Source organism: Bacillus stercoris, from assembly GCF_029772985.1.
Classification (GTDB): domain Bacteria; phylum Bacillota; class Bacilli; order Bacillales; family Bacillaceae; genus Bacillus; species Bacillus stercoris.
Genome location: NZ_CP121861.1, coordinates 1800595 through 1826954, shown reverse-complemented (window position 1 = coordinate 1826954; position 26360 = coordinate 1800595). Strand labels below are relative to the sequence as shown.

Sequence of the window (26360 nt, the reverse complement as noted above, 5' to 3'; positions counted from 1 at the left end):
CTGAGAAGTGAAGAGGGATCAAAACAAAAAAACTGCCGGAAACTCCGGCAGTCAGCTTGCTTTTTCTTTTCCGTAAATATCGATTCCTGCTTCTGACAGCATCCATTCAATATGAACACCGTAGCCGCTTGTCGGGTCATTTACAAACACATGGGTGACAGCGCCGATCACTTTTCCATTTTGAATGATCGGGCTTCCGCTCATCCCCTGTACGATGCCCCCTGTTTCTTTCAACAGCCTTGGATCAGTAATTTTCAACACCATTCCTTTTGTCGCAGGGAATTTTTGCGGCGTTGTGCTGACGATTTCAATATCAAATTTTTCCACCTTGTCATCATCAATAACCGTTAAAATTTCAGCCGGCCCTTTTTTGACTTCAGTAGAAAATGCAACCGGCAGTGCTTGATCTGAAATATTGTTTTGAATCGGCTGATGCAGCGTGCCGAAAATCCCGAATGGGCTGTTTCTGTTAATATCCCCGATCGTTTTGCGTTCTGAGGAAAATCGCGCCAGTTTTTCTCCCGGATTACCGCCTGTCCCTTTTTCAATTGATGTCACAGTGGATTTAACGATTTCTCCATTCTCCACCACAATCGGTTTCTTTGTGTCCATATCGGAAATCACGTGGCCAAGTGCTCCGTATTTTTTTGTTTTCGGTTCATAAAAGGTCATAGTGCCAATGCCGGCAGCAGAATCCCTGATATATAATCCGATTCTGTATTTGCCTTCTTGTTCATCCTTTTGTGGAATCAACTTTGTTTTGATTTTTTGTTTGTCACGTTTGATCAGTAAATCTAAAGATTCACCAGTTTTTCCGGCCTTTTGGATAAATGGGGCTACATCGTTCATTTTTTCAATTTTCTGTCCATTCATTTCAATAATGATGTCGCCCGCTTCAATTCCGGCCGTTTCTCCCGGAGATTTTTTGCCTTCACTTGTATTGATTTGATGAAATCCGACGACAAGAACACCGACGGAATGAAGTTTTACACCGATTGATTGTCCGCCAGGTATCACCTTTAAATCAGGAAGAACTTGCACTTTTGTTTTTTTAATTGGAAATCCGGCAAGATCGTATACTAATTCTGACTCACCTGACTTTTTGCCTGTCACCTTAATTTCGTGCGGATCCTTCTTTACTGTAAACGCTTCTGACGATTCTGATGTCTGAGCGTTTACCGATAAACTTGTTTCAATCGCTTGTGTTTGGGTTTCAAATACTCTCATTTGCGTTGGAATCAGTAAATACTCTTTTAGCGGTTTGCATAAACCTACACTTAATAACGAAACAAGGAGAATTAAACCTACTGCTTTTCTGATGTTATCGGGCATTCACTACTTCACTCTCCTCGCTCCTATCCCACACCTTCTTTATGACTTGCTGCTACATCATTTAATTTTGCCTTTTGGAGGCTTATTTATAACTGTCATATGAAGAAAAACATTGGATATACTGATGAACGAATGGATGTAAACAAAAAAAATAAGCTGCGCTTTTCGCGCAGCTTACCCAGTTGTTTTGACTTGATCCGCTTGTTTTAAAAGTTCTTTCGCATGGCGTTTCGTTAAATCGGTTACCTCGACACCTGCAATCATGCGTCCGATTTCCACTATTTTTTCCTGCTTAGAAAGCGGCTTGACACGTGTCGTCGTTCTGCCGTCTTTTAACTCCTTCGCAATATAAAGATGCGTATCGGCCATGGCAGCCACCTGAGGCAAGTGTGTAATACAAAGCACTTGTGATCCTATTGACACTTTATGGATCTTCTCAGCGATTGCCTGTGCGACCCTGCCGCTTACACCGGTATCAACCTCATCAAAAATGATCGATGTCACATCCTGCTGTGAGGAAAAAATGCTTTTTATGGCAAGCATCACCCGTGACAGCTCTCCACCTGAAGCGACTTTCGAAAGAGATTTCAGCGGCTCGCCTGTATTGGTTGAAATTAAAAACTTCACCAGATCGATCCCTTGTTCAGTCAGCTGAACAGGCTGGCCGTTTACAACCGGTGCCTCTTCATTGCGTGACGCTTGTCTGATTTTGAATTCCGTATCAAACGTTGATTTTTCCATGTACAGGCTTTTTAATTCCCGATGAATCTCATCAGCCAGTTTTTTCGCCCATGTTTTCCGGATTTGAGAAACATTTGCCGCTTCCACTGCGACATCCTTGCCAACGGAGTCAAGCTCCTTTTTCAGACTTTGGAGGTGGCTGTCCCTGTTTTCAATTTGGTCAATTTCTTCTTCAATTTTAGAAGCGTATTCCAAAATGTCCTCGACAGTGGCACCGTATTTTCGTTTCAGCTGTTTGATTTCATTGAGCCGCGTCTCAATATAGTTCAGGCGTTCTGGATCATATTCAAGCTCATCCAGCATATTTCTCATCTGAAATGTAGCGTCCTCAAGCAGATAGTAGGAGTTCGAAACACTCTCAGACAGTTTTTTCAGCGGTTCGTTAATATCAGATATATCTTCAAGCTGGGCTGATGCCATTCCGACCCAGTCCAATCCGCTCTGTTCACTGCGAAGCGCATTATATGCATTTTGCAGCGATTCATATATCTTCTCAAAGTTTGAAATTTGCTGACGCTCTTCTTGAAGCTGTTCATCTTCGTTGATCTCAAGCTTCGCTGATTCGATTTCTTCGAGCTGAAATTGAATGAGATCAAGGCGATGGGCCATTTCCTGTTCGCTTTCAGAAAGCTGTTTTAGCTTTTTGAGCAGCTTCATATACCGATGGTACCCTTCCTGATACGCTTGGAGCGCGCTTTCCACTTCGGCTCCGGCAAACTTGTCCAAGAGCTGGAGATGATTTTCGTCTTCCATTAACAGCTGGTTATCGTGCTGCCCGTGAATATCTAATAAAAGCCTGCCGATCTCTCTTAGCGAGGCAATCGTGACAAGCTTGCCATTGACACGGCAAACGCTTTTCCCGCTCGTGCTGATATCTCTTCTCATGATGATCATTTCGTCTGAAACGTCGATTCCCTGCTCAGCGCATACGCCTAAAACGGGATGGCCGCTCTCCAAAAGAAACAGCCCTTCAAGTTCGGCTTTTGCTTCCCCATATCTAACAAATTCAGATGATCCGCGGCCTCCGACTAAAAGAGAAATGGCATCTATGATGATGGATTTGCCGGCTCCGGTTTCTCCTGTTAAAACCGTAAGCCCGCGTTCAAAAGAAACCGTCAGTTCCTCAATAATCGCAAAGTTTTTAATCGATAGTTCAGCTAACAAACAGCATTACACCTCTTATCTTTGTTAGTTTTTCTGTTACAGCAGTTCAAGCAGCCTGTTTTTTACGCCTTCTGTATCTTCAGGAGTCCGGCAAATAATTAAAATCGTATCATCTCCGCAAATGGTCCCCATCATTTCATCCCAGTCCAAATTGTCCATCAGCGCCCCGATTGCCTGGGCATTGCCCGGCATCGTTTTCAGCACAATCATATGGCTTGCTGAGTCTATTTTCACAAATGCGTCCATCAATGCCCGCTTTAGCTTTGAAAGCGGATTGAAACGCTGGTCCGCCGGAAGACTGTATTTGTAAGAACCATTATTCGTAGGCACTTTTACAAGGTGAAGTTCTTTAATATCCCGTGATACCGTTGCTTGCGTCACTTTGTAGCCATCCTGCTTCAGCATGTCGACCAATTCATCCTGCGTTTCGATTTCATTGCTCGTAATGATCTCTCTGATTTTAATATGCCTCTGGCCTTTGTTCATGTAAGCACCTCTATTTCCAGCTTATCTGTTCTTTTATGTTATATGATTCTCTGCACATTGTACATGAATGCAGAAAAAAGGAATAATAGCGCACTATTATTCCGGTACATCTGCTTTTTTTTCTTTTAACGTCTTATGTGCCTCTTCTACAACGCGCATGATCTCTTCTTCCGGCAGTTCCTGACCTGCCTGTCCCTCTCCCGGCCAATACAAATGAAGGAGAAACTCAATATTTCCGTCTCCTCCCGTGATCGGAGAAAATGACAGGCCTTTACAGATATAGCCTTCAGCGGCAGAAAAACTGATCATTCGCTTGAGCACATCAGCATGCACTTTAGGATCTCTGACAATCCCTTTTTTGCCGACCGATTCCCGTCCCGCTTCAAACTGAGGCTTAACAAGAGCCATGCAGTCGCTGCCCGGTACGAGCAATGTTTTAAGGACAGGAAGGATGAGCCGCAGGGAAATAAAGGACACATCTATTGTGGCAAACTCCGGCATGCCCTTTGTAAAGTCTGCCGGTGTTGCATAACGGAAGTTCGTCCGTTCCATCACGACGACCCGTTCATCCTGTCTGAGCTTCCACGCAAGCTGATTATAGCCTACATCCACAGCGTATGACTGTTTAGCTCCATTTTGCAAAGCGCAGTCCGTAAAACCGCCAGTGGAGGAGCCAATATCAATCATAATTTTATCTTTGACAGAGACGGGAAATTCCTTCAGCGCTTTTTCGAGCTTTAAACCGCCCCTGCTCACATACCTCAGCGGGTTTCCTTTGACGGTTAACGGAAGGTCGCGGTCAATTTTTTCTCCGGGCTTGTCCAAGCGGTTTTCGTTTGAATAGACGATCCCCGCCATAATGGCTCTTTTGGCTTTTTCACGCGTTTCCGCCAGCCCTCTTTCCACTAATAATACATCTAATCGTTCTTTCTTTGACGTCATGATCCAATTCCTTTGTGTGTCTTTGGCGGCATCAGTAATCTAATACGGTTTGCCACCTGCTGTTTTGTCAGTCCAATTTCCTCTAGAAGCGCGGTTACGCTTCCGTGTTCAATAAACCGATCAGGGATACCCATTCTGTCGATCGGTGTATGATATTCACCTTGATCATGAGCGAATTCTAAAATCGAGCTTCCGAAACCGCCTTCTAAGACCGCTTCTTCAATTGTTAAAATGGGCAAGCCTTCTTTTAGGATACTCTTCATCATCTTTTCATCAATCGGCTTAATAAAACGCGCATTCACAACGCGCACCGAAAGGCCTTCTTTCTGCAGCTCTTCGGCTGCCTCAATCGCCATTTCAATTGTTGTACCGAATGTTAAGATGACAGCATCGTTCCCTGGACGCAGCACCTCCCACGTACCGATCGGAATCGTTTTCAACTGTTCATCCATTTTTACGCCGAGTCCGTTTCCGCGCGGAAAACGCATCGCTATCGGACCTTCGTCATAGCTAAGTGCTGTATGAACCATGTGCTGGCCTTCATTTTCGTCTTTCGGCATCATTAAGACCATGTTTGGAATGTGACGCATAAACGCAATATCAAACACGCCTTGATGTGTCTCTCCATCTGCGCCAACGAGTCCTGCACGGTCAATTCCAATAAACACATTGGCGTTTTGGCGGCAGATGTCATGAACGACTTGGTCATATGCCCTTTGCAGGAAGGTTGAGTAAATTGCCAAAAACGGCTTCATACCCTGCATTGCCATAGCTGCAGCCATTGTTGCGGCATGCTGTTCTGCGATTCCTACGTCGAACATCCGGTCAGGGAATTCCTTTGCGAACCCTTCAAGCTTTGAACCGACAGGCATAGCCGGCGTAATGGCTACAATGCGTCCGTCCTCGCGCGCCATTCGCTGCACAGTTCCACTGACAAGGCCGCTCCATGAAGGAGCTGCGGCTTTCGGTTTTACAAAGTCACCGGTATTAATTTTGTATGGTCCGGTACCGTGCCATGTTCCAATTGTATCGGTCTCAGCCGGTTTGTACCCCTTCCCTTTTTTCGTGATGACATGCAGGAGAACAGGGCCTTTCGTTTTTTTGGCGTATTGAAGATTCTCAATCAGCTCATGATAAGAATGTCCGTCCACCGGGCCCAAATACGTAAAACCAAGCTCCTCGAAAAACATTCCGGAGACGAGCATGTATTTCAGGCTGTCTTTGACCCGTTCAGCTGTCGCGGCAAGCTTGCCTCCAACTGCCGGAATCTTTCTAAATAAGTATTCAAGCTCATCTTTGACCCACTGGTATTTCCCCGCAGTGCGAAGCCGTCCGAGCATAGAATGAATGGCGCCGACATTTGGTGCAATACTCATTTCATTATCATTAAGAATGACAATCATGTCTTTTTTCTCGTCGCCGATGTGATTAAGGGCTTCAAGCGCCATTCCGCCGGTCAGCGCGCCGTCCCCAATAATCGGAATAATATATTCATCCGTTCCTTTAATATCACGCGCAGCTGCCATTCCCATCGCGCCTGACAGAGAAGTCGAGCTGTGCCCGGTTTCCCAAACATCGTGCTCGCTTTCGCTCCGCTTTGGAAATCCGCAAAGCCCTTTGTACTGGCGAAGCGTCGCAAATTCTTTTCCGCGACCTGTCAGCAGCTTATGGACATACGACTGATGGCCTACATCCCATAAAAACTTGTCTTTCGGGCTGTTAAATTCCTTATGCAGTGCAACAGTAAGCTCTACGACACCTAAGTTTGGGCCGATGTGGCCGCCGGAAGCGGATAAACTTGTAATTAAAAACTGACGGATTTCATCACTTAATTTCTCTAATTCATCAATGGACATGTTTTTTAAAAACGACGGGTCCTGTATTGATAAAAGATCCAAAGCGGATCAACTCACTTTCAGCATGAATTTCTGCAATGACACATGTCTTCCAGAATGCCGAGCTGGACAATCATCTCGGACATAAAAAAAGACAAACGCGCTTTCCTTTTCATTTTTCATATAAACTGCTTACATTTTACCATATCTCGTGCAGCCGCTTCAAATTAGGATCGTTTTAGTGATCTCTTGCCGCAATTAAATCACAAAGCTCATACAAAAGGTCTTTTTGAAGAGAGAGTCCGCCGATTAATCGCTTCGCCTCTTTTATATGAGCATCCAATTTACGTTTGGCCCCTTCCAGTGAAAGAAGTGACGGGTAAGTCGATTTGTCATTTGTGGTATCCGAGCCGACACGTTTGCCGATTTTCTCTTCACTGCCTTCTAAATCTAAAATATCGTCTCTGATTTGAAAACCGATTCCAATGTGGCTGCTGAAGGTACGCAGGGTTTCAATATCTTCCTCAGGTGCATCCGCCAAAATCGCGCCGGCGATTACGCAAAAACCTAGAAGCTTTGCAGTTTTCCGTTCATGAATGGATTCGAGCTCTTCAAGCGTTACTTGGCGGTTTTCCGCTTCCATATCAGCGACTTGCCCCCCGACCATGCCCTCGGTGCCTGCCGCTGAAATCAGTTCATTGACAAGCCGAAGGCGCTTTTCTGCTGACACCTTGTCTGACACGTGGGAGGTGATGAGCTTAAAGCTTTCCGTGAGCAGTCCGTCACCCGCTAATACTGCTGTCGCTTCACCAAATACTTTATGATTTGTCGGCTTCCCGCGGCGCAAATCGTCATCATCCATGCATGGAAGATCATCATGAATTAGCGAATACGTGTGAATCATTTCGACAGCACAGCCGACCGGAATGCCGTCTTGTTCGCTTTTTCCATATGCGTTTAATACAGCTAGTACAATCAGAGGACGCAACCGCTTTCCGCCGGCCTCTAGAGAATACAGCATAGATTTCTTTAATGAGTCCGGCATATCAAGCTTTTCTGTATATACAAAAAGCTGATTTTCAATTATTTTTTTCCGGTCCGCCAGAAAACCCGTTAATTTATTTGTCACCTTTGTCTTCCTCCTGAACACTGAAAGGTGCCAGTTCGCCGTCTTCTTTTAAAATGAAGTCCATTTGCTTTTCGACTTTTTGCAGCTTTTCATGGCACATTTTTGATAAAGCCATGCCTTCTTGGAAATAGTTAATCGCTTGCTCTAGAGGCACATCCCCCTCTTCAAGCTTTGAGACAATGCTCTCAAGCCCTTTCATCGCTTCTTCAAAAGTCATGTTTTCATTGTTTTTCACGTCTGTCATTTTTCTTCCCCTCTCTTTTCTAATACTTCACAGGCCAGCACGCCATCCGTCAGCTTGACTTCTAGCCGATCCTTCTCTTCTATCTGATTGACACTTTTAATGAGTTTATCTTCTTTATAAGCAAGACTGTATCCTCTTTCCATCACTTGAAGAGGACTTAGTGCATTCAGCTTGCCAAGAACTGTTTGGAATTGGGAATGCAGCTGCTTCATTTGGATATTCATATTTTTTCTCAGCTGATTTGTCTGTTCCTCGTAGCGTGTTTTCGCTTGCTTCAGCTGTTCATGAGGATGCAGCGCCTCTAATCTGTACGTTTCCCGCTCCAACTGTCTGCTTTTCCGATCTAAAAGAGCGGTCAACTGTGCTTGAAACTGCTGGTACGCGAGGTCAAACTGCTGCTCTTTTTGCGCATACAATCGCTTTGGAAAACGAAAGGCATAGGACGATTGCAGCGTTTGAATCCGTTCTTTTTTCTGGCCGAGATGCTGCTGCATCGCTCTTGTCATCCTGACTTCCGCTGTTTTTGTCCGTTCGATTAAATCAGTGGTATGAGGCACGGCAATCTCAGCTGCCCCTGTCGGCGTCGCTGCTCTGATATCTGCGACAAAATCACTGATCGTAAAATCCGTCTCATGCCCAACTGCCGATATAATTGGAATATTGGAAGCAAAGATTGCGCGAGCTACAATTTCTTCATTGAATGCCCACAGTTCTTCTATCGAACCGCCGCCTCTCCCGACAATTAATACGTCGCACATCTCTTTTTCATTTGCTTCTTCAATGCGCGTAACAATGGATCTGCTCGCATTTTCGCCTTGTACGAGCGCTGGAAGAACAATGACTTTCACAAGGGGATATCTTCTTTTTAGAGTTGTAATAACGTCTCTGACAGCGGCACCCGTTGGAGATGTCACAACCCCGATTGTGGCTGGAAATGCGGGGATTTGTTTTTTGTAGCGGTCGTCAAATAAACCTTCTCCGGCAAGTTTCTTTTTTAATTCTTCGTACGCTAAATAAAGCGCTCCGACCCCGTCAGGCTGCATTTCTTTGGCGTATAATTGATAGTTTCCGCTCGGTTCATATACGGAAATTCCGCCTCTGACCAGCACTTTCATACCGTTTTCAGGTTTAAAAGGCAGACGCTCGCTTTGTCTCGCGAACATCACCGACTGCATTCTTGCGTTTTCGTCTTTCAAAGTGAAATAAATGTGGCCTCGTGTGTGTATCTTTACATTCGATAATTCGCCTTTAATCCAAATATTTTCTAGGTGAGGATCTACATCGAATTTTCGTTTTATATACTTTGTCAGCGCTGAGACGGTAACATACGCTGCTTCACCCATGTCTAAAAACTCCTCTCCTAAGCATTCCTGCACCATAACTAAAGAAAACCCGCCCTGGCTTTAGGAGCCTGAAGAAGCGGGTATCGTGCTCATATTCAAGGCGGGCAATACGCCCCGCCTGTGAATATCTCCAATTATCTATGATAACGTACGTTTCGCAGATTTAACAGTATTATGCGCAAGCATCGTGATGGTCATCGGACCTACTCCGCCTGGAACCGGCGTGATGAAGGACGCTTTTTCCTTTGCCCCTTCAAATTCAACGTCTCCGCAAAGCTTTCCGCTTTCCAGACGATTAACGCCGACGTCAATGACAACAGCGCCCTCTTTGATCTGGTCTGCACTGATGAAGTTGGCTCTTCCCACTGCCACCACCAGGATGTCCGCTTTTTTCGTATGCTCAGTAATATTTTCTGTTCTTGAATGACAGTAAGTAACCGTCGCGTTTTCATTTAATAAAAGCTGGCCGACAGGTTTGCCGACAATGTTGCTTCGGCCGACTACAACAACCTCTTTACCGGAAAGGTCGATATTGGTTTTCTTCAAAAGCTCAACAATTCCATGAGGCGTGCAAGGGAGAAACGTATCTTCACCAAGCAGCATTTTCCCTACGTTTAACGGATGAAACCCGTCTACATCTTTATCAGGAGAGATACGTTCGATCACCGCTTTTTCAGAAATATGGTCTGGAAGCGGAAGCTGAACGAGAATCCCGTGAAACTCAGGATCTTGGTTATATTGATCAATAATAGAAAGCAGTTCAGCTTCTGTGAGGCTGCTGTCAAATTGATCGAGCTTGAAATTCATTCCCATTGTTTCTGCCGCTTTTTTCTTTCCTCGCACGTAAGAGTGAGAAGCAGGATCATCTCCAATCAAAATAACCGCCAGTCCGGGAGTGACGCCTTGCTTTTTAAGCTCTTCTACCTCTTTTGCCAATTGTTCGCGTTTTTCTCTAGCCGTTTCTTTTCCGTCGATGATTGTTGCAGTCATTTTCTTTCCTCCTATGATTGTTCAATATCAGATTTAATGTTAGAAAGAACCCCGTTTACAAACTTTGTCGCTTTGTCATCACCAAACCGTTTTGCCAGCTCAATCGCTTCGTTCATGGAGACATTCACCGGAATGTCTTCGGCATATGCCATTTCATATGCTGCCAGGCGCAAAATCGCACGGTCAACATTGGCAATCCGATCGAGCTTCCAATTCACCAGATGCTTGGAGATCATTTCATCCAGCTGGTCTTGGTGTTCCAATACCCCGTGTACAAGCTGTTCAAAGAAAGGATCTGTTTTTTCTTCATCCAGTGCGTGTTCTATGGCTTCATTCACTGCAATATCGCTGACATCAATTTGAAATAGTGCCTGCAAAGCTTTTTCTCTTGCTGTTCTTCTTTTCATTTTCTTTCTCCTTTGATCCTCTTTATCCGCTTGTCGTTAAGCCACAAAGAGATCATAACATATTTTTTTCGTATCCGCATATTGAAATCAAGGTTTTTTACCCTATTGCCGAATATTTTCTCACACCTTAATATGATTATTCGGATTTCACGTTCATGAAGAAACTCGGCTATGTAAGCCGGCTTTCTTCATGCTTTGAAATAAAGGGTAACGTGTAAAAAAACCAAAGGGCCGCCCTCCCCTTGGTTTCGTGTTAAGCCATTTACATTTCTTCGTCGATTTGGACTTCTTGGGCTTTTGTGTCAAATTGAATGCCGACGATGTGAATATTGATCTCGTTAATCGAAAGAGACGTCATATTTAATAAGGTTTGACGAATGTTTTCCTGAACGGATGCTGCAACTTTCGGAATCGAAACGCCAAATGTAACGACACAGTATACATCGATCGTAATTCCGTCATCCGCCAGGTCGACTTTGACACCTTTGCCATGATTCACTTTGCCAAAGCGCTCAACGACGCCTGTCGCAAAGTTTCCGCGCATTTCGGCAACCCCATCAACTTCTGATGCTGCAATGCCGGCAATGACCTCAATGACCTCCGGTGCAATCTCAACCTTACCCAAATGCGTATCTTCGTGATCCATTTTAAGCAAGCTGTTGTCTTTCATTCAATTCACCTCCGTAAAAATTATGAGCCCATTACATCATATGTTTCTAAAAATTTCGTATTAAACTCTCCGCTCACAAATGTTTCGTGTTCAAGCAGTTTTAAATGGAAAGGGATTGTTGTCTCAATGCCTTCGATGACGAATTCGCTCAATGCGCGCTTCATGCGGGCGATCGCTTCATCCCTCGTTTTTCCGTATGTGATTACCTTTGCAATCATGCTGTCATAGTACGGTGGGATGGAATAGCCAGGGTACGCAGCTGAATCGACACGGACACCAAGACCGCCAGGAGGCAGGTACATTTTAATTTCACCAGGTGACGGCATGAAATTTTTGCTTGGGTTTTCTGCGTTGATTCGGCATTCGATGGCCCAGCCTTCAAATTCAACATCTTCTTGCTTGAGGCTCAGTTCCATTCCTGATGCCACTTTGATTTGTTCCTTGATCAGGTCAGTGCCCGTCACCATTTCTGTGACTGGGTGCTCCACCTGGATTCTCGTGTTCATTTCCATGAAGTAATAGCGCTGTTCATTGTAGTCATAGATAAATTCAACTGTTCCAGCACCTGTATAGCCAACCGCTTTTGCAGCCTTTACTGCTGCATCTCCCATTTGCTCCCTGATTTCTGAATCAAGGGCAGGAGATGGTGATTCTTCCAAAAGCTTTTGCAGGCGTCTTTGGATCGAGCAGTCGCGTTCGCCCAAATGGATCGTATTTCCGTAGTTATCAGCAAGCACTTGGATCTCAACGTGGCGAAAATCTTCTATGTATTTTTCGATGTATACACCTGGATTCCCAAATGCAGTTGCCGCTTCCTGCTGTGTAATCTTAATGCCATTAATCAGTTCCTCTTCAGTGCGGGCAACCCTAATTCCTTTTCCGCCTCCGCCTGCGGTGGCTTTTATAATTACAGGATACCCAATTTCATTAGCAAGCGAAACCGCTTCTTCCACATTTTCTATAATTCCCTGTGAACCCGGTACGATTGGCACGCCGGCCTGTTTCATCGTTTCCCGCGCAACGTCTTTTGTTCCCATTTTTGAAATGGCGTCAGCGCTCGGGCCGACAAACGTGACATTAACTTCTTCACATAATTCAGCGAAATCAGCATTTTCAGCTAAAAATCCGTATCCCGGATGAATGGCGTCCGTGCCAGTCAGCTTTGCAACACTCACAATATTTGTAACATTTAAATAGCTGTCTTTTGATGCTTTCGGTCCGATACAAAAAGCTTCATCGGCCATTTGAACATGAAGGGCATCTTTATCAGCTTCTGAATAAACAGCGACAGTCTCAATTCCGAGCTCTCTGCAGGCTCTGATGATTCTGACAGCAATTTCTCCTCTGTTGGCGATCAATAGCTTTTTAATCATGTTAAGTCTCCTTACTCCGCTTTTACAAGAAATAGAGGTTGTCCGTATTCGACCAGCTGGCCGTTTTCTACTAATACTTCAACGATTTCGCCTTTCACTTCTGCTTCGATTTCGTTGAAAAGCTTCATCGCTTCTACAATGCAGACAACTGTGTTTTCATTTACTTTTGAACCGGCTGTTACATACGGGCCAGCTTCCGGTGATGAAGAAGCATAAAATGTTCCTACCATTGGTGAAGTGATTTTATGCAGATTCTCATCTTGCTTTGGTGCTTCTTGGGCAGGTGCAGGCGCTACTTGCTGCGCTTGCGGCTGAACTGCCTGCGGAGCCTGTGCCTGTACAGGTGCTGCCGGCGCCTGCTGCATGACTTGAACAGTGCCTGCTTCGTGTTTTTTCAGTTTTAAGGATACACCTTCATTTTCATATACGAATTCGTCAATTGTAGACTCGTCAATTGCTTTAATCAGCTCGTGGATTTCTTTGATATTTAACATTCAATCGCACTCCTATGTATGAAATTTCTTTTTTTATAGGTTACTACTAAAAGTACATACTATGTTCATCTTACAGGAGCGGACTTTTGAATTCAACTCTAATATGATAGCAACGCAAAAAGCCCGCTTGTTTAGCGGGCTTTTTTCTCCTCATTCTTATTTAGAGGGTTCAAATGTGACAGCGACATCTTTCATTGTTTTGATTTCTTTTGCGACAAGGTCTATAATGGCTGTCGCCTTCGATTTGGAGTGTTTGTCTGATTTGACCGTAATATTGATTTTATCTCCTTCAGCATTGACGAGCGCATCCTCGTAACCTTGTGTTTTAATCAGCGTTTCCAGCTGTTTTTCTGTCCCTTCCACTTCACTGAGAGCCGTCATTTTATCGTATGCTTCGCTTTTCTCCTTGGCTGTTGCATCATCGCTTGACACAATGGCATTCAGCTCTTCTCTTTCTTTGCTTCTGGCATCTTCTAAATCAAGACGGTACGTCGTAAATAGATCATCATCGGCTGTTTCCGTAACAACAGTTCCTTTTTCACTGGCTTCAGCGGATGTTTCCTTGTCTGCTGATGAATCTTTCGTTCCCTTTGTTCCATCTTCTTTTCCTTTTTCAGTTTCTGTACCGCTTTTTTCCTTCGTGTCTTGCTTGGCAGGCGCTTTTTCAGTTGCGACCTCTCCACTGTCAGACGCGCTTTTTTCACTTTGCATTTGCACGGCGTTTTTGCTTTCCGGCGACATGATATAGTAGACGCTTAACACCACGACAAGACTGAGCATTGTTAATAGCCAAACGGTTTGTTTTTTAAGCATTTATGAATCCTCCTTTATTTTTTTAGGGGCAACCGCAACCCGGTGGCTTGGAACATCCAGGACCCGTGTCACCGCTTCAATAATGGTTTGTTTTATTTGAACGTTGTCCACTCCTTGAGCAACAACGAGTACACCGCGTATATCAGGTTTTTTCGTTTGGACGACGACAGGTGTTTCTTTATCGCCGTTTTTGATCATGACGATTTCTTCCTCCGATGTCTGGTCTGTAACACTTCTTGTTCCGCCTTCTTTGTCTGTTTCTTCAGTGGTCGTATTTTTATTTGATTTGTTTTTTTCATATACTTTCAGGGACGTTGCATCAACATTCACGACAACCGAGACATCATCCACTCCAATGATTGTTTCAAGAATTTCTTTCAGCTGATTTTCGTATTCTTTTTCATAATCATCGATCGAGTTTTTAGGCTCATCAGATTTTGAGGCTTTAAACACTTCAGCTGTTTTCTCTTTGCTGCCTTCAGAACTTTGTGAGGATACGGCCGTTATTGTTTTGGCGTTTTCTGTTTTCTCGGGTGAAGAAAACAACTGGCTGACAAGCATAAAGGAAACTCCGAGAACAAAAACGAACAGAAAGTAATGATATTTGGTCAGCTTCGGCTTTTCGCCGTCCTTCGTTTGTCCCGGAAGAAACTGCTTTTTCAATACATTCCATAATCCGTTTTTATTCATTGCTGACACTCTCCCCGCCTTCCATATGAACCGTAATTTTCTTACGTCCGATTTCCCAAATGTCCGCGAGCTGGGTTTGGATCTGTTTGGCTTCTTTTTGTTCGGCTGCTTCTTTCGTTACGTATGCATGATCTGTATCAATGTGGACCGGCGCGACCGTTTGGACCGTTTTTTCAGAAGACGGGGCCATATACACGCTGATTGTTTTAATATCCTCTTCTGAATCTACCTTTTCTCCTGCCGTGAGTTTGATGCTGCCTACTTTATATTCATCATGACTGAATCTCTCCTCCGCTTTCTTTTTTAGTTGGACAGCCATTTCTTCTAGAATATATGCGCGCTGGGAAGCTTGTATTTCTATTTTTTTTGAATTGATTTGATTTTTTATGTCGGCGGACTCTGATTGTTCGTTTTTTGTGAGGTATTCAAAGATGACTTCGGGATCTGTCTTGAAAAGTTTAAAAATTGGCGTAAGCATGACGACAATCAAGAGCAGGCTGACTACCATTTTTGCATACTTTTGCATGCTGGAGCTTGGCAGCAGCATATCAATCACAATTGCAAATAGGATAAACAACACGATGGTGGTAAGCCATTCTGTTAAAAAACTCATTCGCCTGCCTCCTTTATTTCATCATCATCGTGAGGTTCCCGGCTGTGATTATGACAGTAAGGCTTAAAAAAAACATGAGGGACACAATGGCGAGAGCTGCAAAAATATAGATGACGCTTTTGCTGATGACGTCGAGGCAGGTGATGACGGGCCCGCCTCCAAGCGGCTGAAGAATCGCGGCTGCCAGCTTATAAATAAAAGCGAGGGAAAGCACTTTGATTGCCGGAAATGCCGCGATACAGATCAAAATAGCGACACCCAGAATCCCTACCGTATTTTTCAGCAGTAAGGAGGCGCTGATTACTGTATCTGTTGCGTCTGTAAACATCCGGCCAAGCACTGGAATAAAATTTCCGGTTATGAATTTAGCCGTCCTGAGCGTAATGCCGTCTGTCACTGCAGCTGAGGCTCCCTGAACAGAGATGACGCCGAGAAAGATGGTAAGAAAAACAGCCAGGGCTCCGATGGCGATATTTCTGAGCAGGTTGGCCAGCTGCGTTACTTTGTATTGTTCGGTCATTGTGCTGACAATGCTCAGAATCGCTGATAAGAAAATCAGCGGCATGACGATATTTTGAATCAAGAGGCCGCTCGTGTTCATCAGAAAGAGGATAACAGGATGAAAGAAGGCAGCAGATACAGCTCCGCCTGAGGAAGCCAAAAGCGCCAAGAGGAGCGGAATGAGTGCCAGGATAAAGCTGGTCATCGTCTGAATGGCCTCAGTTGCATAATTGATTGCCACATGAAAGCTGTTCAGCGCAAGGATAATCAGCACCATGTACACAATTGAGTAAGCGACCTTACTGACAGTGCTTTGCTGAAACGCATTTTGCAGGAGCTGCAGAATGACGCAAAAAATCGTGAGCAAAATCAATGTGCCCAGCAGCTTTCCGTTGGCAAGCACTTCATGGAACAAATAAGAAAAGAGAGCTTTCAGCCATTCTTGCGGTGAGAATGATTTATCGCCGTTGATAAACTCGATTAAGCTGCCTTTTTGGCTTTCCGGCAGCAGTCCGCCGTATTCTGTCATAATATCATTCCAAAATTCCCCGATCTTATCTGTTTCAAGCGAGGCTGCTGTCCTTTCCGCTAATTGCTCGGCCGTTTCAGCATGATCTTCCGTTTGTTCGTCATTACCGGATGCTTGTACAATTTCTGCACGCCCTGCTATGATCAGCACGGCCAAAAGCAAAACCCATTGAAAACGCTTCAATCTACCGCCTCCTTTCGGTTATGACATAGAAGGTATAAGTCCGAGAATCGTTTCAATAATGACGGTTAAAATAGGCACAGCCATAACGAGAATTAAAATTTTCCCCGCCAATTCTATTTTCGAGGCGATGGCTCCTTGACCTAAGATCTTTTGTGAGCTGTGCCCCGAATTCAGCAATATAGGCGATTCCGATAATCTTTAAAATGGTTTCAACATAGACCATGTTGACATTTGCATTAATCGCGATTTTTTCTATCATTCGTATAATGTCGTAGATTTGGTCTACTAAATAAAGAAAAATGGCACAACCGGCAAAAACGACGATTAAAAAAGCAAAAGTCGGCTTTTGTTCTTTTACTATTAAAGAAAGGAAGGTGGCGATCAGCCCTAAACCTACAATTTGAACAATGTCAATCTGCAAGCCCCCCTATCCTTGGAATAAAAACACAGCTTTTATCTTTTTAAATAGGTCATCTACAATCGTGGCGACCATAAATAAAATATAGATAAAACCTAACAGCGTCACCCACTGAGCGTATTCTTTCTTGCCCATCTGATCCAATATCGTGTGTAAAAAAGCGACCACGATTCCCACTCCGGCGATTTGAAATATGACATTCACATCTACTCCCATTTTATTTTTGCTCCCCTCATGTTTACATCAATAGAAGAATGAGTAACAAGCCCGCTAAAAAGCCCAAACTTTTTATCATCTTTTCGTTTTTCGCTTGCGCCTGCTCAGCATCCGCTTCTGAGGCTTCCAAATGTGTCAGCGCCAGCTTGATGTGCTTTTGCTGTGAGATTCGATCATGAATCCCGAGCGTCTCGCCAAACTGTTTTAGCACCTCGTATTCGCTTTTTTTCAAAGACATGGTGTCCCAAACTTTTTTTAAGCTTTGCTCCCACGCCGTTTTCGCGGAATCGCTTCCCTTTTCCAGCTGATCACTGAATGCGGAAAAAAGAGCTGAAACAGGCTGTGCGAGCTGCTTGGCAATCTGCTGTGAAGCGATATGAAGCGGTGTATGACCGTACATGATTTCAGCCTCGAGGGATTGAAGCGCCGCACGCAGCTGGCGGATTTGCCGCGGCCGTTCTGTATAAATCTTCGCCATCTCAAAACCTGTCCATGTTGTCGCTACCACAATGAATACTGCGCCCAGCAGCTTCAGCATGTTTTCACGCCCGTCGTCCTAGACAGCACATGTCCGTCTTTGTCATAAATACGGCTCACTGTTCCCGGCCCTTTTGCTCTTGATAATTCCAAATAGCGGTCAAAGGCTCTTTCTTCCCACAATCGCTTCAATGAAGGCCGCTTCATGAGATCGGATATGCTCCAGCCATGCGCCGATACGATTACTGAAACACCTGCATGCAACGCCTCCAGAAGCGCATCTGTATCTTCCATACGCCCGATTTCATCGACAATCATCACCTCAGGACTCATGGATCGAATCATCATCATCAGCCCCTCAGCCTTCGGACAGGCGTCTAATACGTCAATTCTCTGTCCAAATTGATGCTGCGGAATGCCGCGCAGACATCCGGCAATTTCTGACCGTTCATCGACGATGCCTGTCTTTACGGGCAGCATGCGGTTTTTGCCGGTGCTCGAGAGCCTCGCAAGGTCCCGAAGAAGTGTTGTTTTGCCGGTTTGGGGCGGCCCGATAATCAGCGTATTCAGCCAGCTGGTTTGATATAAGTACGGAAGCAGCGGCTCCGCAATCCCCAGCTTTTGCCTGGCAATTCGTATATTAAAAGATGCGATGTCACGGAGTCCTTTCACACCTCCGTTTTCCGTAATGACTCTGCCTGCCAGTCCGACTCTGTGACCGCCTCTGATCGTGACATACCCTTTCTTCAGCTCTTCTTCAAGAGTATACATGCTATAGTTGCTGAGCCGGCTCAGGATCAGATGGGCATCCTCGGCCGTACCCGCATAGGATAAAAAAACAGGTTGTCCTTTTCGAATCAATTCAATGGGGCGGTTGACCCGGATTCTGACTTCTTCGATTTCCAGCCATTGTTGTTCCGGTATTTCAGAAAGGGCGTTTTTCATGGATTCAGGGAGAACCTCAGCGATTTCATTCAACAGAGCCTCCTCCTTTCTACCGATTGGCTTCTTTAAAATGTATGACGTGAGGCAGACTTTATGACAAGCCTCTCCTTATTTATGAACACCCGCCAAAATCAAAACAACACCCGTGAAAATCAGAATCAGCTTTGCATACGAAAGCTGCCCGGCAATTTGGTAGATTCCGACTGTCATCGTGATGATAAAAATCAACGGCCCTACAATAGCAAGAATGCTGTTAACCACAACCGCCTTCCGGACATCGTTTGTCACAAGCATGATAATGGCTGCAGTCAGCTCAATCATAGAGGATAAAACTCGTAATCCCGCCATTGTTAAAACAGTAGAATTGATATTTCCAAGAAAAAATTTCATAGCACTCTCCCAACCTCCTGTTTTTTTATATGATATGCTCTAGCTTGCTGAAGTAGTCTTGTCATTTTCGTATAAAAGAAAGATTCTGTTTTTGGGCACAAAAAAAGCCTGCTCCCGATTTGGGAACAGACTTCTTTTTTTCTTTCTATGCTCTTGAAACGTAAGAACCGTCTGATGTATTGACAACAAGTGTGTCGCCTTCATTCACAAAGAACGGCACGTTTACAACAAGCCCGGTTTCAGTTTTCGCAGGTTTTGTACCACCTGATGCTGTATCACCTTTAATACCAGGTTCAGTTTCAACAACTTTCAGCTCAACTGTGTTTGGAAGTTCGATACCAAGTGTTTCATCCTGGTACATCATGATATGCACAGACATGTTTTCAAGCAGGTATTTTAATTCTTCTTCGATTTGAGTTGCGCTCAGTTCAAGCTGCTCATAAGAAGAAGTATCCATAAATACGTGCTGATCTCCGTTTGCATATAGATATTGCATTGTTTTTGTTTCGATTTGCGCTTTCGCTACTTTTTCACCAGCGCGAAAGGTTTTTTCCTGAATGGCGCCAGTGCGAAGGTTGCGAAGTTTAGAGCGGACAAATGCCGCACCTTTTCCAGGTTTTACGTGCTGGAAGTCAACGACGCGCCAAATGCCGCCATCTACTTCGATTGTTAATCCTGTACGGAAATCGTTAACTGAAATCATGTTTAATGTCCTCCTATATTACAATCACAAAATAATAAGTTCTTTTGGGGAATGGGTGATTGTCCGGTTGCCGTTTTCTGTAATCACGATGTCATCTTCAATACGGACACCGCCTGTTTCTGGTATGTAAATGCCCGGCTCCACTGTGACCACCATGCCCGGTTCAAGGATAGCTGAAGATCTGACGGATAATCCCGGCGATTCATGAACTTCCATGCCGAGCCCGTGCCCGGTTGAATGACCGAAATATTCACCGTAGCCTTTTGCCGCAATGTGATCCCTTGTGAGGGCGTCAGCCTCTTTTCCTGTCATTCCCGGCTTAATATGTGCGACGCCGAGCGCCTGAGCATCAAATACAACCTGATAGATCTCCTTCAATTGATCACTGGGCTGACCTACAGCGACCGTACGGGTAATATCAGAACAATATCCTTTATAATAAGCGCCAAAATCAAGCGTAACAAGGTCTCCGCTTTCAATCAGTTTGTCACTGGCCACACCGTGAGGAAGGCTTGACCGAAGGCCCGAGGCGACAATCATATCAAAAGAAGAGCTGTCAGCTCCCTGGCTTCTCATATAAAATTCCAGCTCATTGGCAACAGCGATTTCAGAAATGCCGGGTTTCATAAACGTCAAGATATGTTTGAAGGCATCATCTGCAATCTTCGCAGCTTCCTCTAATATCTTAATCTCTTCACTAGACTTAATCAAGCGCAACTTTTCCACGGATTCAGCCACAGGCACTAATTCGGCCTCACTGATAACGGCGCTGTATGAAGCGTAAGTGCCATATGTCATGCTGTTCTGTTCAAAGCCGAGACGCTTGATGCCGAACGATTCCACAGTGTCGGCAGTGGTCTGAATCAGGCTGCCGCCATGTTCAATGATCTCAAAACCTTTTACCTGAACCTTTGCCTGCTCTGTATAACGAAAATCCGTAATAAACGCTGCTTTGTCACCCGATATAACAGCCAAACCCGCAGAACCTGTAAACCCTGTCATATAGCGTACATTCGTGCTGCTTGTAATCAGCATGCCGTCAATTCCCAGCTGTTCAAAAAGGTTTCTTAATTTCTCTAGCTTCATCCTTATTCTCCCCCTTGCTGGCTTAATAAGTAGCGAACAGCAAGCTTGTAGCCTTCAGCTCCAAGACCGACAATCTGCCCTTTCGCAACCGGAGCGATAACCGACTGATGCCTGAATTCTTCCCTGGCGTATAAGTTTGATAAATGCACCTCAACCACAGGAAGACTTATGCTTGAAACAGCATCCCTGATCGCATAGCTGTAATGGCTCAGGGCGCCGGGGTTCAGAACAATCCCGCTGTATTGCTCCTCAGCCTCATGTATCGCATCGATCAAATCACCTTCGTGATTAGACTGGAAGAAAGTGAGCTGGATATGTAAGGCTTCAGCAAATTGAAATAAATCTGTTTCAATATCGGTCAGCGTCTGGCGGCCGAATACTTCAGGCTCACGCTTCCCAAGCCGATTGACATTCGGTCCGTTCAAAATCAAAAAATGAGGCACATAATCTCTCCTTTTCGCGAGGGTTTCTCATGCAAAAAATGTTCACTTCTCGTGAACATTTTATCATACTGGAAAAGGTTTATACACTATTCTCTATGCATTCCCAGCGCACGTGCCAGCTTTTCCGAATTCAGCTCATTGTATTCAAATGAAATGGAATACCCGACAAACAGCCCGTAAAGCAAATAAATGCAAATCGTCGTAATAATGGTATCTGATGTCAGTTCGTTCACCGTGCGCACATCTGGAAAAATCGGATTAAAAACAAAAAACACGAGCAGCCAAAGCACCAAGCCGTATAAAATACCCGGCCACATTGTTTTTAAACGTTTCAATAGAAGAAAATAAAGAAACGCTGCGCCAATTGAAATTATTCCAATCAAAATGATGCTGATCACCGTTCCTAGTCCATGTTTTTTCCACTCTCCGAGCACAAACGGCTGCAAAATCATATTCGGACTGATTTCAGAAAAATGAAACAAATATGCGATATAAGCAACGAAACTCCATAATACGCCTCCGCAAAAACCTGTTGCTGCCACCCTGCCGGCCATCGAAACAGGCGGCCCTTGCTTCTCATTCAATTCTTCATTTTGTTCTGTATCTTTTTCGCTTGTCATCATGGCACCTCCAGTTAAAGTGTGCCCAAAAAATGAAATGTCAATAAAAAAGCTCACACTTTTTGACAGCTGCGAGTAAAATTTGAAAATAACGGGTATAATGCATGTAGAAAAAGCAAGGCTATGGCAATTTTTCAGCCTGTCAATCTAGAGGTTTAGCGCTGTTTCCTGTACAATAGAGTGAAAGGAAATGGTTAGCAATCCTAAAGAAATAGGCAGGTTGATAATATGTCAAAACATAAAATTCCGCCCGCTTACGGCGGGCAGGCTGTTGTGGAAGGCGTTATGTTTGGCGGAAAGCATCATTACGTTACAGCCATCAGAAGAACGGATGGAAGCATGAACTTTTTTAAGCTTCCCCGCAAACACAATCCGAAACTGAACATCGTAAAAAAGATACCGTTTTTACGGGGGATCGCGGCCATTATCGAAGCGAGTGCAAACGGCACAAAACATTTGAATTTTTCAAGCGAACGTTACGGGCTCGATCCATCTGAAGACGAGACACTTGAGCAGGAAGAAAAAAAATCGTCTGGACTGTCTATGTATCTCAGCCTCGCGGTTATCGGCGTCCTTTCATTTTTGTTCAGTAAATTCGTATTTACATTGGTTCCGGTTTTCTTAGCTGAACTGACAAGGCCGATTTTTTCATCGGACATAGCTCAAATCGCGGTTGAAAGCCTGTTTAAGTTGATTTTGCTGCTCGGTTACATCTATTTTTTGTCCATGACACCGCTCATTAAAAGAGTGTTTCAATATCATGGAGCCGAACATAAAGTCATAAACTGTTATGAACAGAATTTGCCAATTACTGTGGAGAATGCCCAAAACCAATCTCGGCTTCATTACCGCTGCGGATCAAGCTTTATTTTATTTACGATTATTGTCGGCATGTTTGTTTATTTACTCGTTCCGACAGATCCGCTTTGGCTGCGTGTGATAGATCGTGTCGCACTGATACCGGTCGTACTTGGTATATCCTTTGAAGTTCTGCAGCTGACAAACAAAGTGCGTGATATTCGCGGTCTGAAATTACTAGGGTACCCGGGACTTTGGCTTCAGCTGTTAACTACGAAGGAACCTAAGGATGACCAGGTTGAAGTTGCCATTGAAAGCTTTAACGAACTTCTCAGACTCGAAGAATTGTCTGAGCAAAATCAGAAGCCTTCTCACAACGTCATCTAAAATCCGTTGCCCTGCTACTACTTTCGGAGGTGGACAGTTATGAATCATCGTGTACAACCTATTGTTGCTGTATTAATTGCGCTGGGAGCGTTCGGTTTTCTCTATGTGCTGGTAACCAATCCCGGGGAAATGGCAAAAATGGCGGTTACCGTCATCGTGGCAGGTATCATTATTTATTTTATTGTGAAATATGTAATGAATCGAAATGCGGGCAGCGAAGGAGCAGCCTTTAAAAAAGCGGCGAAACAATCGCGGCGCCGGATGAAAGAACAAAAAGCAAAACACCGCGCCGGACATAAGGGACGTGTCAGCCACCTGCGAAGCGTTCCGAGCGCCAGCAAGCCTAAGCCGATGATTCTCAAGAAAAAAAGCCAGACTCAGCTGACTGTTATAGAAGGGAAAAAAAATAAAAAGAAAAACAGAGCGCTTTTTTAATAGGTCCACTGCTTTAAAAACAGCTCTGTCCGTCTTTTACCTAGCTCAATCAGGGCTAGTTTTTTTTGTTGCGTTAAATGAAAATCAGTCGCCATTACGTCATCAACAGGGAGAAAAATAATATTTTGTTCATAGCGTGATGCTATGTGTCTTGCGTCATGGGCATCCTTCATCGTTTCAAACAGGGCGCCGAATAGTTCGAAGGCGTTGCGGATATTTTTTTTCGGACGTTCCCTTTCACGCGGCGCAAGCGTCACACCGATCACAGGCCGCTTTCTTTCCTTTGAAAACAGCCAGATGGGGAAATTGCTTAACACACCACCGTCAACAACCGTGGCGGTGCCTGTGTCCGTTTTTAATTTTATCGGTTCAAAAAAATACGGAATGCTGCAGCTCATTCTGACCGCTCTGGCAACCGGGAACATATCGGGATTTAACCCGTAACGGGGCAAATCGTCCGGCAAAACAATCATGGTGCCGTTTGTCAGATCAGAAGCAATAAGGCGCAGAGACCCTTTCTGCAAATCGCCGAAAACCCTTATGCCTTTCGCTCTTAACAGATCAGCAATCCATTTTTCTATCGTATCGCCTTTGTATAATCCAAGACGCCAGTATATGGACACCCACTGGAGCATTTTTAAGGGGAGAAAAGAGTACCTCTGATCCAGCAATTTCTCTCCGTCCACTTCTTCAATTAAAGCGTGGATTTCCTTACTGGTGTAACCTGACGCAATGAAAGCGGCAATAATGGCCCCCGCGCTTGTACCCGCAACCCTTTTAAAACGGTAGCCTTTTTCCTCAAGCACTTCATAAGCACCTGCAAGCGCAATGCCTTTTACTCCTCCGCCGGAAAACACACCGTCAATATACATCTCATTCCCTCCCCCTCCATCCGATCGTTTATTACCATTTTAAGAAAACACGCGAAGAAATAGACCAACGAATGACGGGCGGCGCAGCGCATCAAAAAAAGACGGCCTCCTTTGAGACCGCCTTTTTACTGATTATGATGTTCTGTTTTCTTTTGGATTGATTTCAGATCTTTTTTACGGGTATCATCTTCTTCAAAATATTGAACAAGATCCCCGATGCGATCAATGCTGTTCCAGCTTAAATGATGTTCGATTCCTTCGACATCGTTATATATTTTCTCTTCATCAACACCAATGATTCTTAAAAACTGCTCAAGCAATTCATGTCTGTAAACCAGCCGTTTGCCTATTTTTTTCCCTTTAGACGTTAACACGAGACCGCGATATTTTTCATAAATTAAATATTCGTCTTTATCTAGTTTTTGAACCATTTTTGTTACAGAGGAGGGATGGACTGCCAATGCTTCCGCGATATCGGAAACTCGTGCATATCCTTTTTCTTCAATCAGCATATAAATCTGTTCAATATAATCTTCCATACTTGGTGTTGTCATCGAAACCCTCCCAAAAAGCACCTTAACTTTATAAACCATTACAAGTTTACACTAATGAACTTGAAAAAACAAGGATGCTCCGCGGGTCAAAAGCCCTGTTTACCGCTTATAATTCCATTCATCTGAAGCATACTTTGTTTCAGCCAAGTGATGAACGAAATCAAGCTCTTCCTGAGAAAGTTCGTATGGCTCCAGATGAATGTTAAGACCTGTTTCAAATCCTTCTTTAAAGGCTTTACGAGCCTCATCCATCGTCACCCGTTTTTCGGTGAGTTCATTAATGGCAACCGCTTTATTTTTGAAATTGCGCTGCATCCGCTCTCTTACTCTTTCACTTGGATATAAGAACAGATCGAACAGCTTGTCCTCATCTAAATCAAGAAGAATGGAGCCATGCTGAAGAATCACGCCTTTTTGTCTCGTTTGCGCGCTTCCCGCCACCTTGCGACCCTCAACCACTAGCTCATACCACGAGGGCGCGTCAAAACAAACGGATGACCGCGGATTTTTTAAGCTTTCTTTTTCTTTTTCGGTTCTCGGGATGGCAAAGTAGGCGTCCAGTCCGAGATTTCTAAAGCCTTGAAGTATGCCTTCTGAAATAACCCGGTATGCCTCAGTAACAGTCGCCGGCATTTCGGGGTGCTCTTCCGAAACAATCACGCTGTATGTCAATTCCTGATCGTGCAGAACGCCTCTCCCTCCGGTCGGGCGTCTGACGAATCCGAGATTATACTTATGTACTGCTTCAAAATTGATTTCCTTTTTAATATTTTGAAAATACCCTACAGAAAGCGTCGCCGGATTCCAGCCATAAAAACGGATAACCGGGGGAATTTTCTTCTCGCTGTGCCAATATAAAAGCGCTTCATCAAGCGCCATATTGAATGCAGGACTTGCATTGCCTGAGTCTATAAACCGCCAAGTTTCTTTTTGCATTTTAAGACCTTCCTTACCATTTTAATAGAATCAGTTTATCAAACTGCCGGGAAAATGAAAAATATTTTAGTTCCATTATAGATGACAATCACGCTGTGCTTTACTATAATAGTATTTGTCGAAAACGGCTCTATGACCTTGTTTTATGAAGCAGGGTTTTGATTTTATATGCTAAAGGAGTAGAATCACATTGTCTAATATGATCGTTTTGATTATTTTTGCTGCATTTATTGTCTATATGATTGCTTCATATGTTTATCAGCAGCGTATTATGAAAACACTTACCGAAGAAGAATTCCGCGCGGGTTACCGCAAAGCGCAGCTTATTGACGTTCGTGAACCGAATGAGTTTGAGGGCGGACATATTTTAGGCGCCCGCAACATCCCGCTGTCCCAGCTGAAACAGAGAAAAAATGAAATCCGTCCGGACAAGCCTGTTTACCTATACTGCCAAAACAGTGTCCGCAGCGGACGCGCGGCACAAACCCTGCGCAAAAACGGCTGCACTGAGATTTATAACCTAAAAGGCGGCTTTAAAAAATGGGGCGGAAAGATTAAAGCGAAGAAATAAAGCAAAACAGCTGTCTGGCAGACAGCTGTT

Annotated in this window: 31 protein-coding genes and 1 pseudogene; 3 read left to right on the top strand and 29 right to left on the bottom strand. The window is 44.3% G+C overall.

Going from position 1 to position 26360, the window contains the following annotated elements; all coding sequences use genetic code 11:
- Positions 1–51: 51 nt before the first annotated feature.
- The 26 genes and pseudogenes from spoIVB to QA442_RS09460 form a co-directional block, all read right to left on the bottom strand.
- Entirely contained in the window at positions 52–1332 is a 1281-nt protein-coding gene (gene spoIVB / locus QA442_RS09585; RefSeq protein ID WP_069149849.1) for a SpoIVB peptidase, read from the bottom strand.
- A gap of 174 nt (positions 1333–1506) precedes the next feature.
- The gene (recN, locus tag QA442_RS09580) at positions 1507–3237 is read right to left on the bottom strand and encodes a DNA repair protein RecN (RefSeq protein WP_095431668.1); all 1731 of its coding nucleotides are present in this window, start codon (positions 3235–3237) and stop codon (positions 1507–1509) included.
- A 36-nt stretch (positions 3238–3273) separates the two neighbouring features.
- Positions 3274–3723, bottom strand: a complete 450-nt coding sequence (gene argR, locus QA442_RS09575) for an arginine repressor ArgR (protein WP_003230265.1) — start codon at positions 3721–3723, stop codon at positions 3274–3276.
- 96 nt (positions 3724–3819) lie between these two features.
- A complete protein-coding gene (locus QA442_RS09570; RefSeq protein ID WP_095431669.1) occupies positions 3820–4665 on the bottom strand; it encodes a TlyA family RNA methyltransferase in 846 nt (281 codons plus the stop codon).
- Positions 4662–6563, bottom strand: a complete 1902-nt coding sequence (dxs, locus tag QA442_RS09565) for a 1-deoxy-D-xylulose-5-phosphate synthase (RefSeq protein ID WP_069839471.1) — start codon at positions 6561–6563, stop codon at positions 4662–4664. The genes QA442_RS09570 and dxs overlap by 4 nt, the downstream gene beginning before the upstream one ends.
- 175 nt (positions 6564–6738) lie before the next feature.
- Positions 6739–7629, bottom strand: coding sequence for a polyprenyl synthetase family protein (locus tag QA442_RS09560; RefSeq protein WP_095431670.1), 891 nt, complete (start codon positions 7627–7629; stop codon positions 6739–6741).
- The gene (locus tag QA442_RS09555; protein ID WP_095431671.1) at positions 7619–7873 is read right to left on the bottom strand and encodes an exodeoxyribonuclease VII small subunit; all 255 of its coding nucleotides are present in this window, start codon (positions 7871–7873) and stop codon (positions 7619–7621) included. Before QA442_RS09555 ends, QA442_RS09560 begins: the two co-directional genes overlap by 11 nt.
- Complete coding sequence (gene xseA / locus QA442_RS09550; protein WP_041521376.1) at positions 7870–9216, bottom strand: exodeoxyribonuclease VII large subunit; 1347 nt, start codon at positions 9214–9216, stop codon at positions 7870–7872. Before xseA ends, QA442_RS09555 begins: the two co-directional genes overlap by 4 nt.
- A 138-nt stretch (positions 9217–9354) precedes the next feature.
- Complete coding sequence (folD, locus tag QA442_RS09545) at positions 9355–10206, bottom strand: bifunctional methylenetetrahydrofolate dehydrogenase/methenyltetrahydrofolate cyclohydrolase FolD (protein ID WP_003226403.1); 852 nt, start codon at positions 10204–10206, stop codon at positions 9355–9357.
- 11 nt (positions 10207–10217) lie between these two features.
- Positions 10218–10613 carry a transcription antitermination factor NusB gene (gene nusB, locus QA442_RS09540; protein ID WP_003230256.1) on the bottom strand — a complete coding sequence of 132 codons (396 nt, stop codon included), beginning with the start codon at positions 10611–10613 and terminating at the stop codon, positions 10218–10220.
- Between the two features lie 262 nt (positions 10614–10875).
- Positions 10876–11283: a fatty acid biosynthesis protein YqhY gene (gene yqhY, locus QA442_RS09535; RefSeq protein WP_003230254.1), complete on the bottom strand. Its 408-nt coding sequence runs from the start codon at positions 11281–11283 to the stop codon at positions 10876–10878.
- 20 nt (positions 11284–11303) lie between these two features.
- The gene (gene accC, locus QA442_RS09530; protein WP_003230253.1) at positions 11304–12656 is read right to left on the bottom strand and encodes an acetyl-CoA carboxylase biotin carboxylase subunit; all 1353 of its coding nucleotides are present in this window, start codon (positions 12654–12656) and stop codon (positions 11304–11306) included.
- Between the two features lie 11 nt (positions 12657–12667).
- The gene (gene accB, locus QA442_RS09525) at positions 12668–13150 is read right to left on the bottom strand and encodes an acetyl-CoA carboxylase biotin carboxyl carrier protein (protein ID WP_095431672.1); all 483 of its coding nucleotides are present in this window, start codon (positions 13148–13150) and stop codon (positions 12668–12670) included.
- A 156-nt stretch (positions 13151–13306) separates the two neighbouring features.
- Entirely contained in the window at positions 13307–13963 is a 657-nt protein-coding gene (gene spoIIIAH / locus QA442_RS09520; RefSeq protein ID WP_003230250.1) for a stage III sporulation ratchet engulfment protein SpoIIIAH, read from the bottom strand.
- Positions 13964–14653 (bottom strand): stage III sporulation protein AG, encoded by a 690-nt coding sequence (gene spoIIIAG / locus QA442_RS09515; protein ID WP_095431673.1) that lies wholly within the window; start codon positions 14651–14653, stop codon positions 13964–13966.
- Positions 14646–15266 (bottom strand): stage III sporulation protein AF, encoded by a 621-nt coding sequence (gene spoIIIAF / locus QA442_RS09510; RefSeq protein ID WP_069839475.1) that lies wholly within the window; start codon positions 15264–15266, stop codon positions 14646–14648. Before spoIIIAF ends, spoIIIAG begins: the two co-directional genes overlap by 8 nt.
- Positions 15267–15279: 13 nt before the next feature.
- Positions 15280–16479, bottom strand: a complete 1200-nt coding sequence (gene spoIIIAE / locus QA442_RS09505; protein WP_095431674.1) for a stage III sporulation protein AE — start codon at positions 16477–16479, stop codon at positions 15280–15282.
- A gap of 18 nt (positions 16480–16497) precedes the next feature.
- Positions 16498–16900 (bottom strand): annotated as a pseudogene (spoIIIAD, locus tag QA442_RS09500) (stage III sporulation protein AD).
- Between the two features lie 6 nt (positions 16901–16906).
- Positions 16907–17113 carry a stage III sporulation protein AC gene (gene spoIIIAC, locus QA442_RS09495; protein ID WP_003153142.1) on the bottom strand — a complete coding sequence of 69 codons (207 nt, stop codon included), beginning with the start codon at positions 17111–17113 and terminating at the stop codon, positions 16907–16909.
- Between the two features lie 22 nt (positions 17114–17135).
- Positions 17136–17651, bottom strand: a complete 516-nt coding sequence (gene spoIIIAB, locus QA442_RS09490) for a stage III sporulation protein SpoIIIAB (RefSeq protein ID WP_014664569.1) — start codon at positions 17649–17651, stop codon at positions 17136–17138.
- Complete coding sequence (gene spoIIIAA, locus QA442_RS09485; protein WP_040082660.1) at positions 17645–18568, bottom strand: stage III sporulation protein AA; 924 nt, start codon at positions 18566–18568, stop codon at positions 17645–17647. Before spoIIIAA ends, spoIIIAB begins: the two co-directional genes overlap by 7 nt.
- Before the next feature lie 75 nt (positions 18569–18643).
- Positions 18644–18925 carry a YqhV family protein gene (locus QA442_RS09480; protein ID WP_014664571.1) on the bottom strand — a complete coding sequence of 94 codons (282 nt, stop codon included), beginning with the start codon at positions 18923–18925 and terminating at the stop codon, positions 18644–18646.
- A gap of 145 nt (positions 18926–19070) precedes the next feature.
- The gene (gene efp, locus QA442_RS09475) at positions 19071–19628 is read right to left on the bottom strand and encodes an elongation factor P (RefSeq protein WP_003226377.1); all 558 of its coding nucleotides are present in this window, start codon (positions 19626–19628) and stop codon (positions 19071–19073) included.
- 24 nt (positions 19629–19652) lie between these two features.
- Complete coding sequence (papA, locus tag QA442_RS09470) at positions 19653–20714, bottom strand: aminopeptidase PapA (RefSeq protein ID WP_014664572.1); 1062 nt, start codon at positions 20712–20714, stop codon at positions 19653–19655.
- A 2-nt stretch (positions 20715–20716) separates the two neighbouring features.
- The gene (aroQ, locus tag QA442_RS09465; protein ID WP_014664573.1) at positions 20717–21157 is read right to left on the bottom strand and encodes a type II 3-dehydroquinate dehydratase; all 441 of its coding nucleotides are present in this window, start codon (positions 21155–21157) and stop codon (positions 20717–20719) included.
- A gap of 86 nt (positions 21158–21243) precedes the next feature.
- Positions 21244–21780, bottom strand: a complete 537-nt coding sequence (locus QA442_RS09460; protein ID WP_279474208.1) for a YqhR family membrane protein — start codon at positions 21778–21780, stop codon at positions 21244–21246.
- A gap of 225 nt (positions 21781–22005) precedes the next feature.
- On the opposite strand from QA442_RS09460, the gene QA442_RS09455 reads away from it, so the two are divergent.
- Both QA442_RS09455 and QA442_RS09450 read left to right on the top strand, forming a co-directional pair.
- Positions 22006–22962 carry a DUF1385 domain-containing protein gene (locus tag QA442_RS09455; RefSeq protein ID WP_279474207.1) on the top strand — a complete coding sequence of 319 codons (957 nt, stop codon included), beginning with the start codon at positions 22006–22008 and terminating at the stop codon, positions 22960–22962.
- A 39-nt stretch (positions 22963–23001) separates the two neighbouring features.
- A complete protein-coding gene (locus QA442_RS09450) occupies positions 23002–23397 on the top strand; it encodes an SA1362 family protein (RefSeq protein WP_014664576.1) in 396 nt (131 codons plus the stop codon).
- Here the strand turns inward: QA442_RS09450 and QA442_RS09445 are convergent.
- From QA442_RS09445 to lipM, 3 genes are all read right to left on the bottom strand, one after another.
- On the bottom strand, positions 23394–24269 hold the full coding sequence (locus QA442_RS09445) for a patatin-like phospholipase family protein (RefSeq protein WP_279474206.1): 876 nt from the start codon (positions 24267–24269) through the stop codon (positions 23394–23396). The two genes, QA442_RS09450 and QA442_RS09445, sit on opposite strands and share 4 nt — an antisense overlap.
- Positions 24270–24394: 125 nt before the next feature.
- Positions 24395–24823 (bottom strand): transcriptional regulator MntR, encoded by a 429-nt coding sequence (gene mntR / locus QA442_RS09440; protein ID WP_014664578.1) that lies wholly within the window; start codon positions 24821–24823, stop codon positions 24395–24397.
- 99 nt (positions 24824–24922) lie between these two features.
- Positions 24923–25759 (bottom strand): octanoyltransferase LipM, encoded by an 837-nt coding sequence (gene lipM, locus QA442_RS09435; protein WP_014664579.1) that lies wholly within the window; start codon positions 25757–25759, stop codon positions 24923–24925.
- A gap of 190 nt (positions 25760–25949) precedes the next feature.
- On the opposite strand from lipM, the gene QA442_RS09430 reads away from it, so the two are divergent.
- The gene (locus QA442_RS09430) at positions 25950–26330 is read left to right on the top strand and encodes a rhodanese-like domain-containing protein (RefSeq protein ID WP_014664580.1); all 381 of its coding nucleotides are present in this window, start codon (positions 25950–25952) and stop codon (positions 26328–26330) included.
- Positions 26331–26360: the final 30 nt, after the last annotated feature.

Excerpts from the sequence above, each read along its gene's own strand:
- spoIVB (WP_069149849.1), bottom strand. The coding sequence starts at position 1,332 with ATGCCCGATAACATCAGAAAAGCAGTAGGTTTAATTCTCCTTGTTTCG.
- argR (WP_003230265.1), bottom strand. The coding sequence starts at position 3,723 with ATGAACAAAGGCCAGAGGCATATTAAAATCAGAGAGATCATTACGAGC.
- QA442_RS09570 (WP_095431669.1), bottom strand. The coding sequence starts at position 4,665 with ATGACGTCAAAGAAAGAACGATTAGATGTATTATTAGTGGAAAGAGGG.
- QA442_RS09555 (WP_095431671.1), bottom strand. The coding sequence starts at position 7,873 with ATGACAGACGTGAAAAACAATGAAAACATGACTTTTGAAGAAGCGATG.
- xseA (WP_041521376.1), bottom strand. The coding sequence starts at position 9,216 with ATGGGTGAAGCAGCGTATGTTACCGTCTCAGCGCTGACAAAGTATATA.
- folD (WP_003226403.1), bottom strand. The coding sequence starts at position 10,206 with ATGACTGCAACAATCATCGACGGAAAAGAAACGGCTAGAGAAAAACGC.
- nusB (WP_003230256.1), bottom strand. The coding sequence starts at position 10,613 with ATGAAAAGAAGAACAGCAAGAGAAAAAGCTTTGCAGGCACTATTTCAA.
- yqhY (WP_003230254.1), bottom strand. The coding sequence starts at position 11,283 with ATGAAAGACAACAGCTTGCTTAAAATGGATCACGAAGATACGCATTTG.
- accC (WP_003230253.1), bottom strand. The coding sequence starts at position 12,656 with ATGATTAAAAAGCTATTGATCGCCAACAGAGGAGAAATTGCTGTCAGA.
- accB (WP_095431672.1), bottom strand. The coding sequence starts at position 13,150 with ATGTTAAATATCAAAGAAATCCACGAGCTGATTAAAGCAATTGACGAG.
- spoIIIAH (WP_003230250.1), bottom strand. The coding sequence starts at position 13,963 with ATGCTTAAAAAACAAACCGTTTGGCTATTAACAATGCTCAGTCTTGTC.
- spoIIIAG (WP_095431673.1), bottom strand. The coding sequence starts at position 14,653 with ATGAATAAAAACGGATTATGGAATGTATTGAAAAAGCAGTTTCTTCCG.
- spoIIIAF (WP_069839475.1), bottom strand. The coding sequence starts at position 15,266 with ATGAGTTTTTTAACAGAATGGCTTACCACCATCGTGTTGTTTATCCTA.
- spoIIIAC (WP_003153142.1), bottom strand. The coding sequence starts at position 17,113 with ATGGGAGTAGATGTGAATGTCATATTTCAAATCGCCGGAGTGGGAATC.
- spoIIIAB (WP_014664569.1), bottom strand. The coding sequence starts at position 17,651 with ATGCTGAAGCTGCTGGGCGCAGTATTCATTGTGGTAGCGACAACATGG.
- QA442_RS09480 (WP_014664571.1), bottom strand. The coding sequence starts at position 18,925 with ATGAAATTTTTTCTTGGAAATATCAATTCTACTGTTTTAACAATGGCG.
- efp (WP_003226377.1), bottom strand. The coding sequence starts at position 19,628 with ATGATTTCAGTTAACGATTTCCGTACAGGATTAACAATCGAAGTAGAT.
- papA (WP_014664572.1), bottom strand. The coding sequence starts at position 20,714 with ATGAAGCTAGAGAAATTAAGAAACCTTTTTGAACAGCTGGGAATTGAC.
- QA442_RS09460 (WP_279474208.1), bottom strand. The coding sequence starts at position 21,780 with ATGATGACAAGCGAAAAAGATACAGAACAAAATGAAGAATTGAATGAG.
- QA442_RS09455 (WP_279474207.1), top strand. The coding sequence starts at position 22,006 with ATGTCAAAACATAAAATTCCGCCCGCTTACGGCGGGCAGGCTGTTGTG.
- QA442_RS09450 (WP_014664576.1), top strand. The coding sequence starts at position 23,002 with ATGAATCATCGTGTACAACCTATTGTTGCTGTATTAATTGCGCTGGGA.
- QA442_RS09445 (WP_279474206.1), bottom strand. The coding sequence starts at position 24,269 with ATGTATATTGACGGTGTGTTTTCCGGCGGAGGAGTAAAAGGCATTGCG.
- mntR (WP_014664578.1), bottom strand. The coding sequence starts at position 24,823 with ATGACAACACCAAGTATGGAAGATTATATTGAACAGATTTATATGCTG.
- lipM (WP_014664579.1), bottom strand. The coding sequence starts at position 25,759 with ATGCAAAAAGAAACTTGGCGGTTTATAGACTCAGGCAATGCAAGTCCT.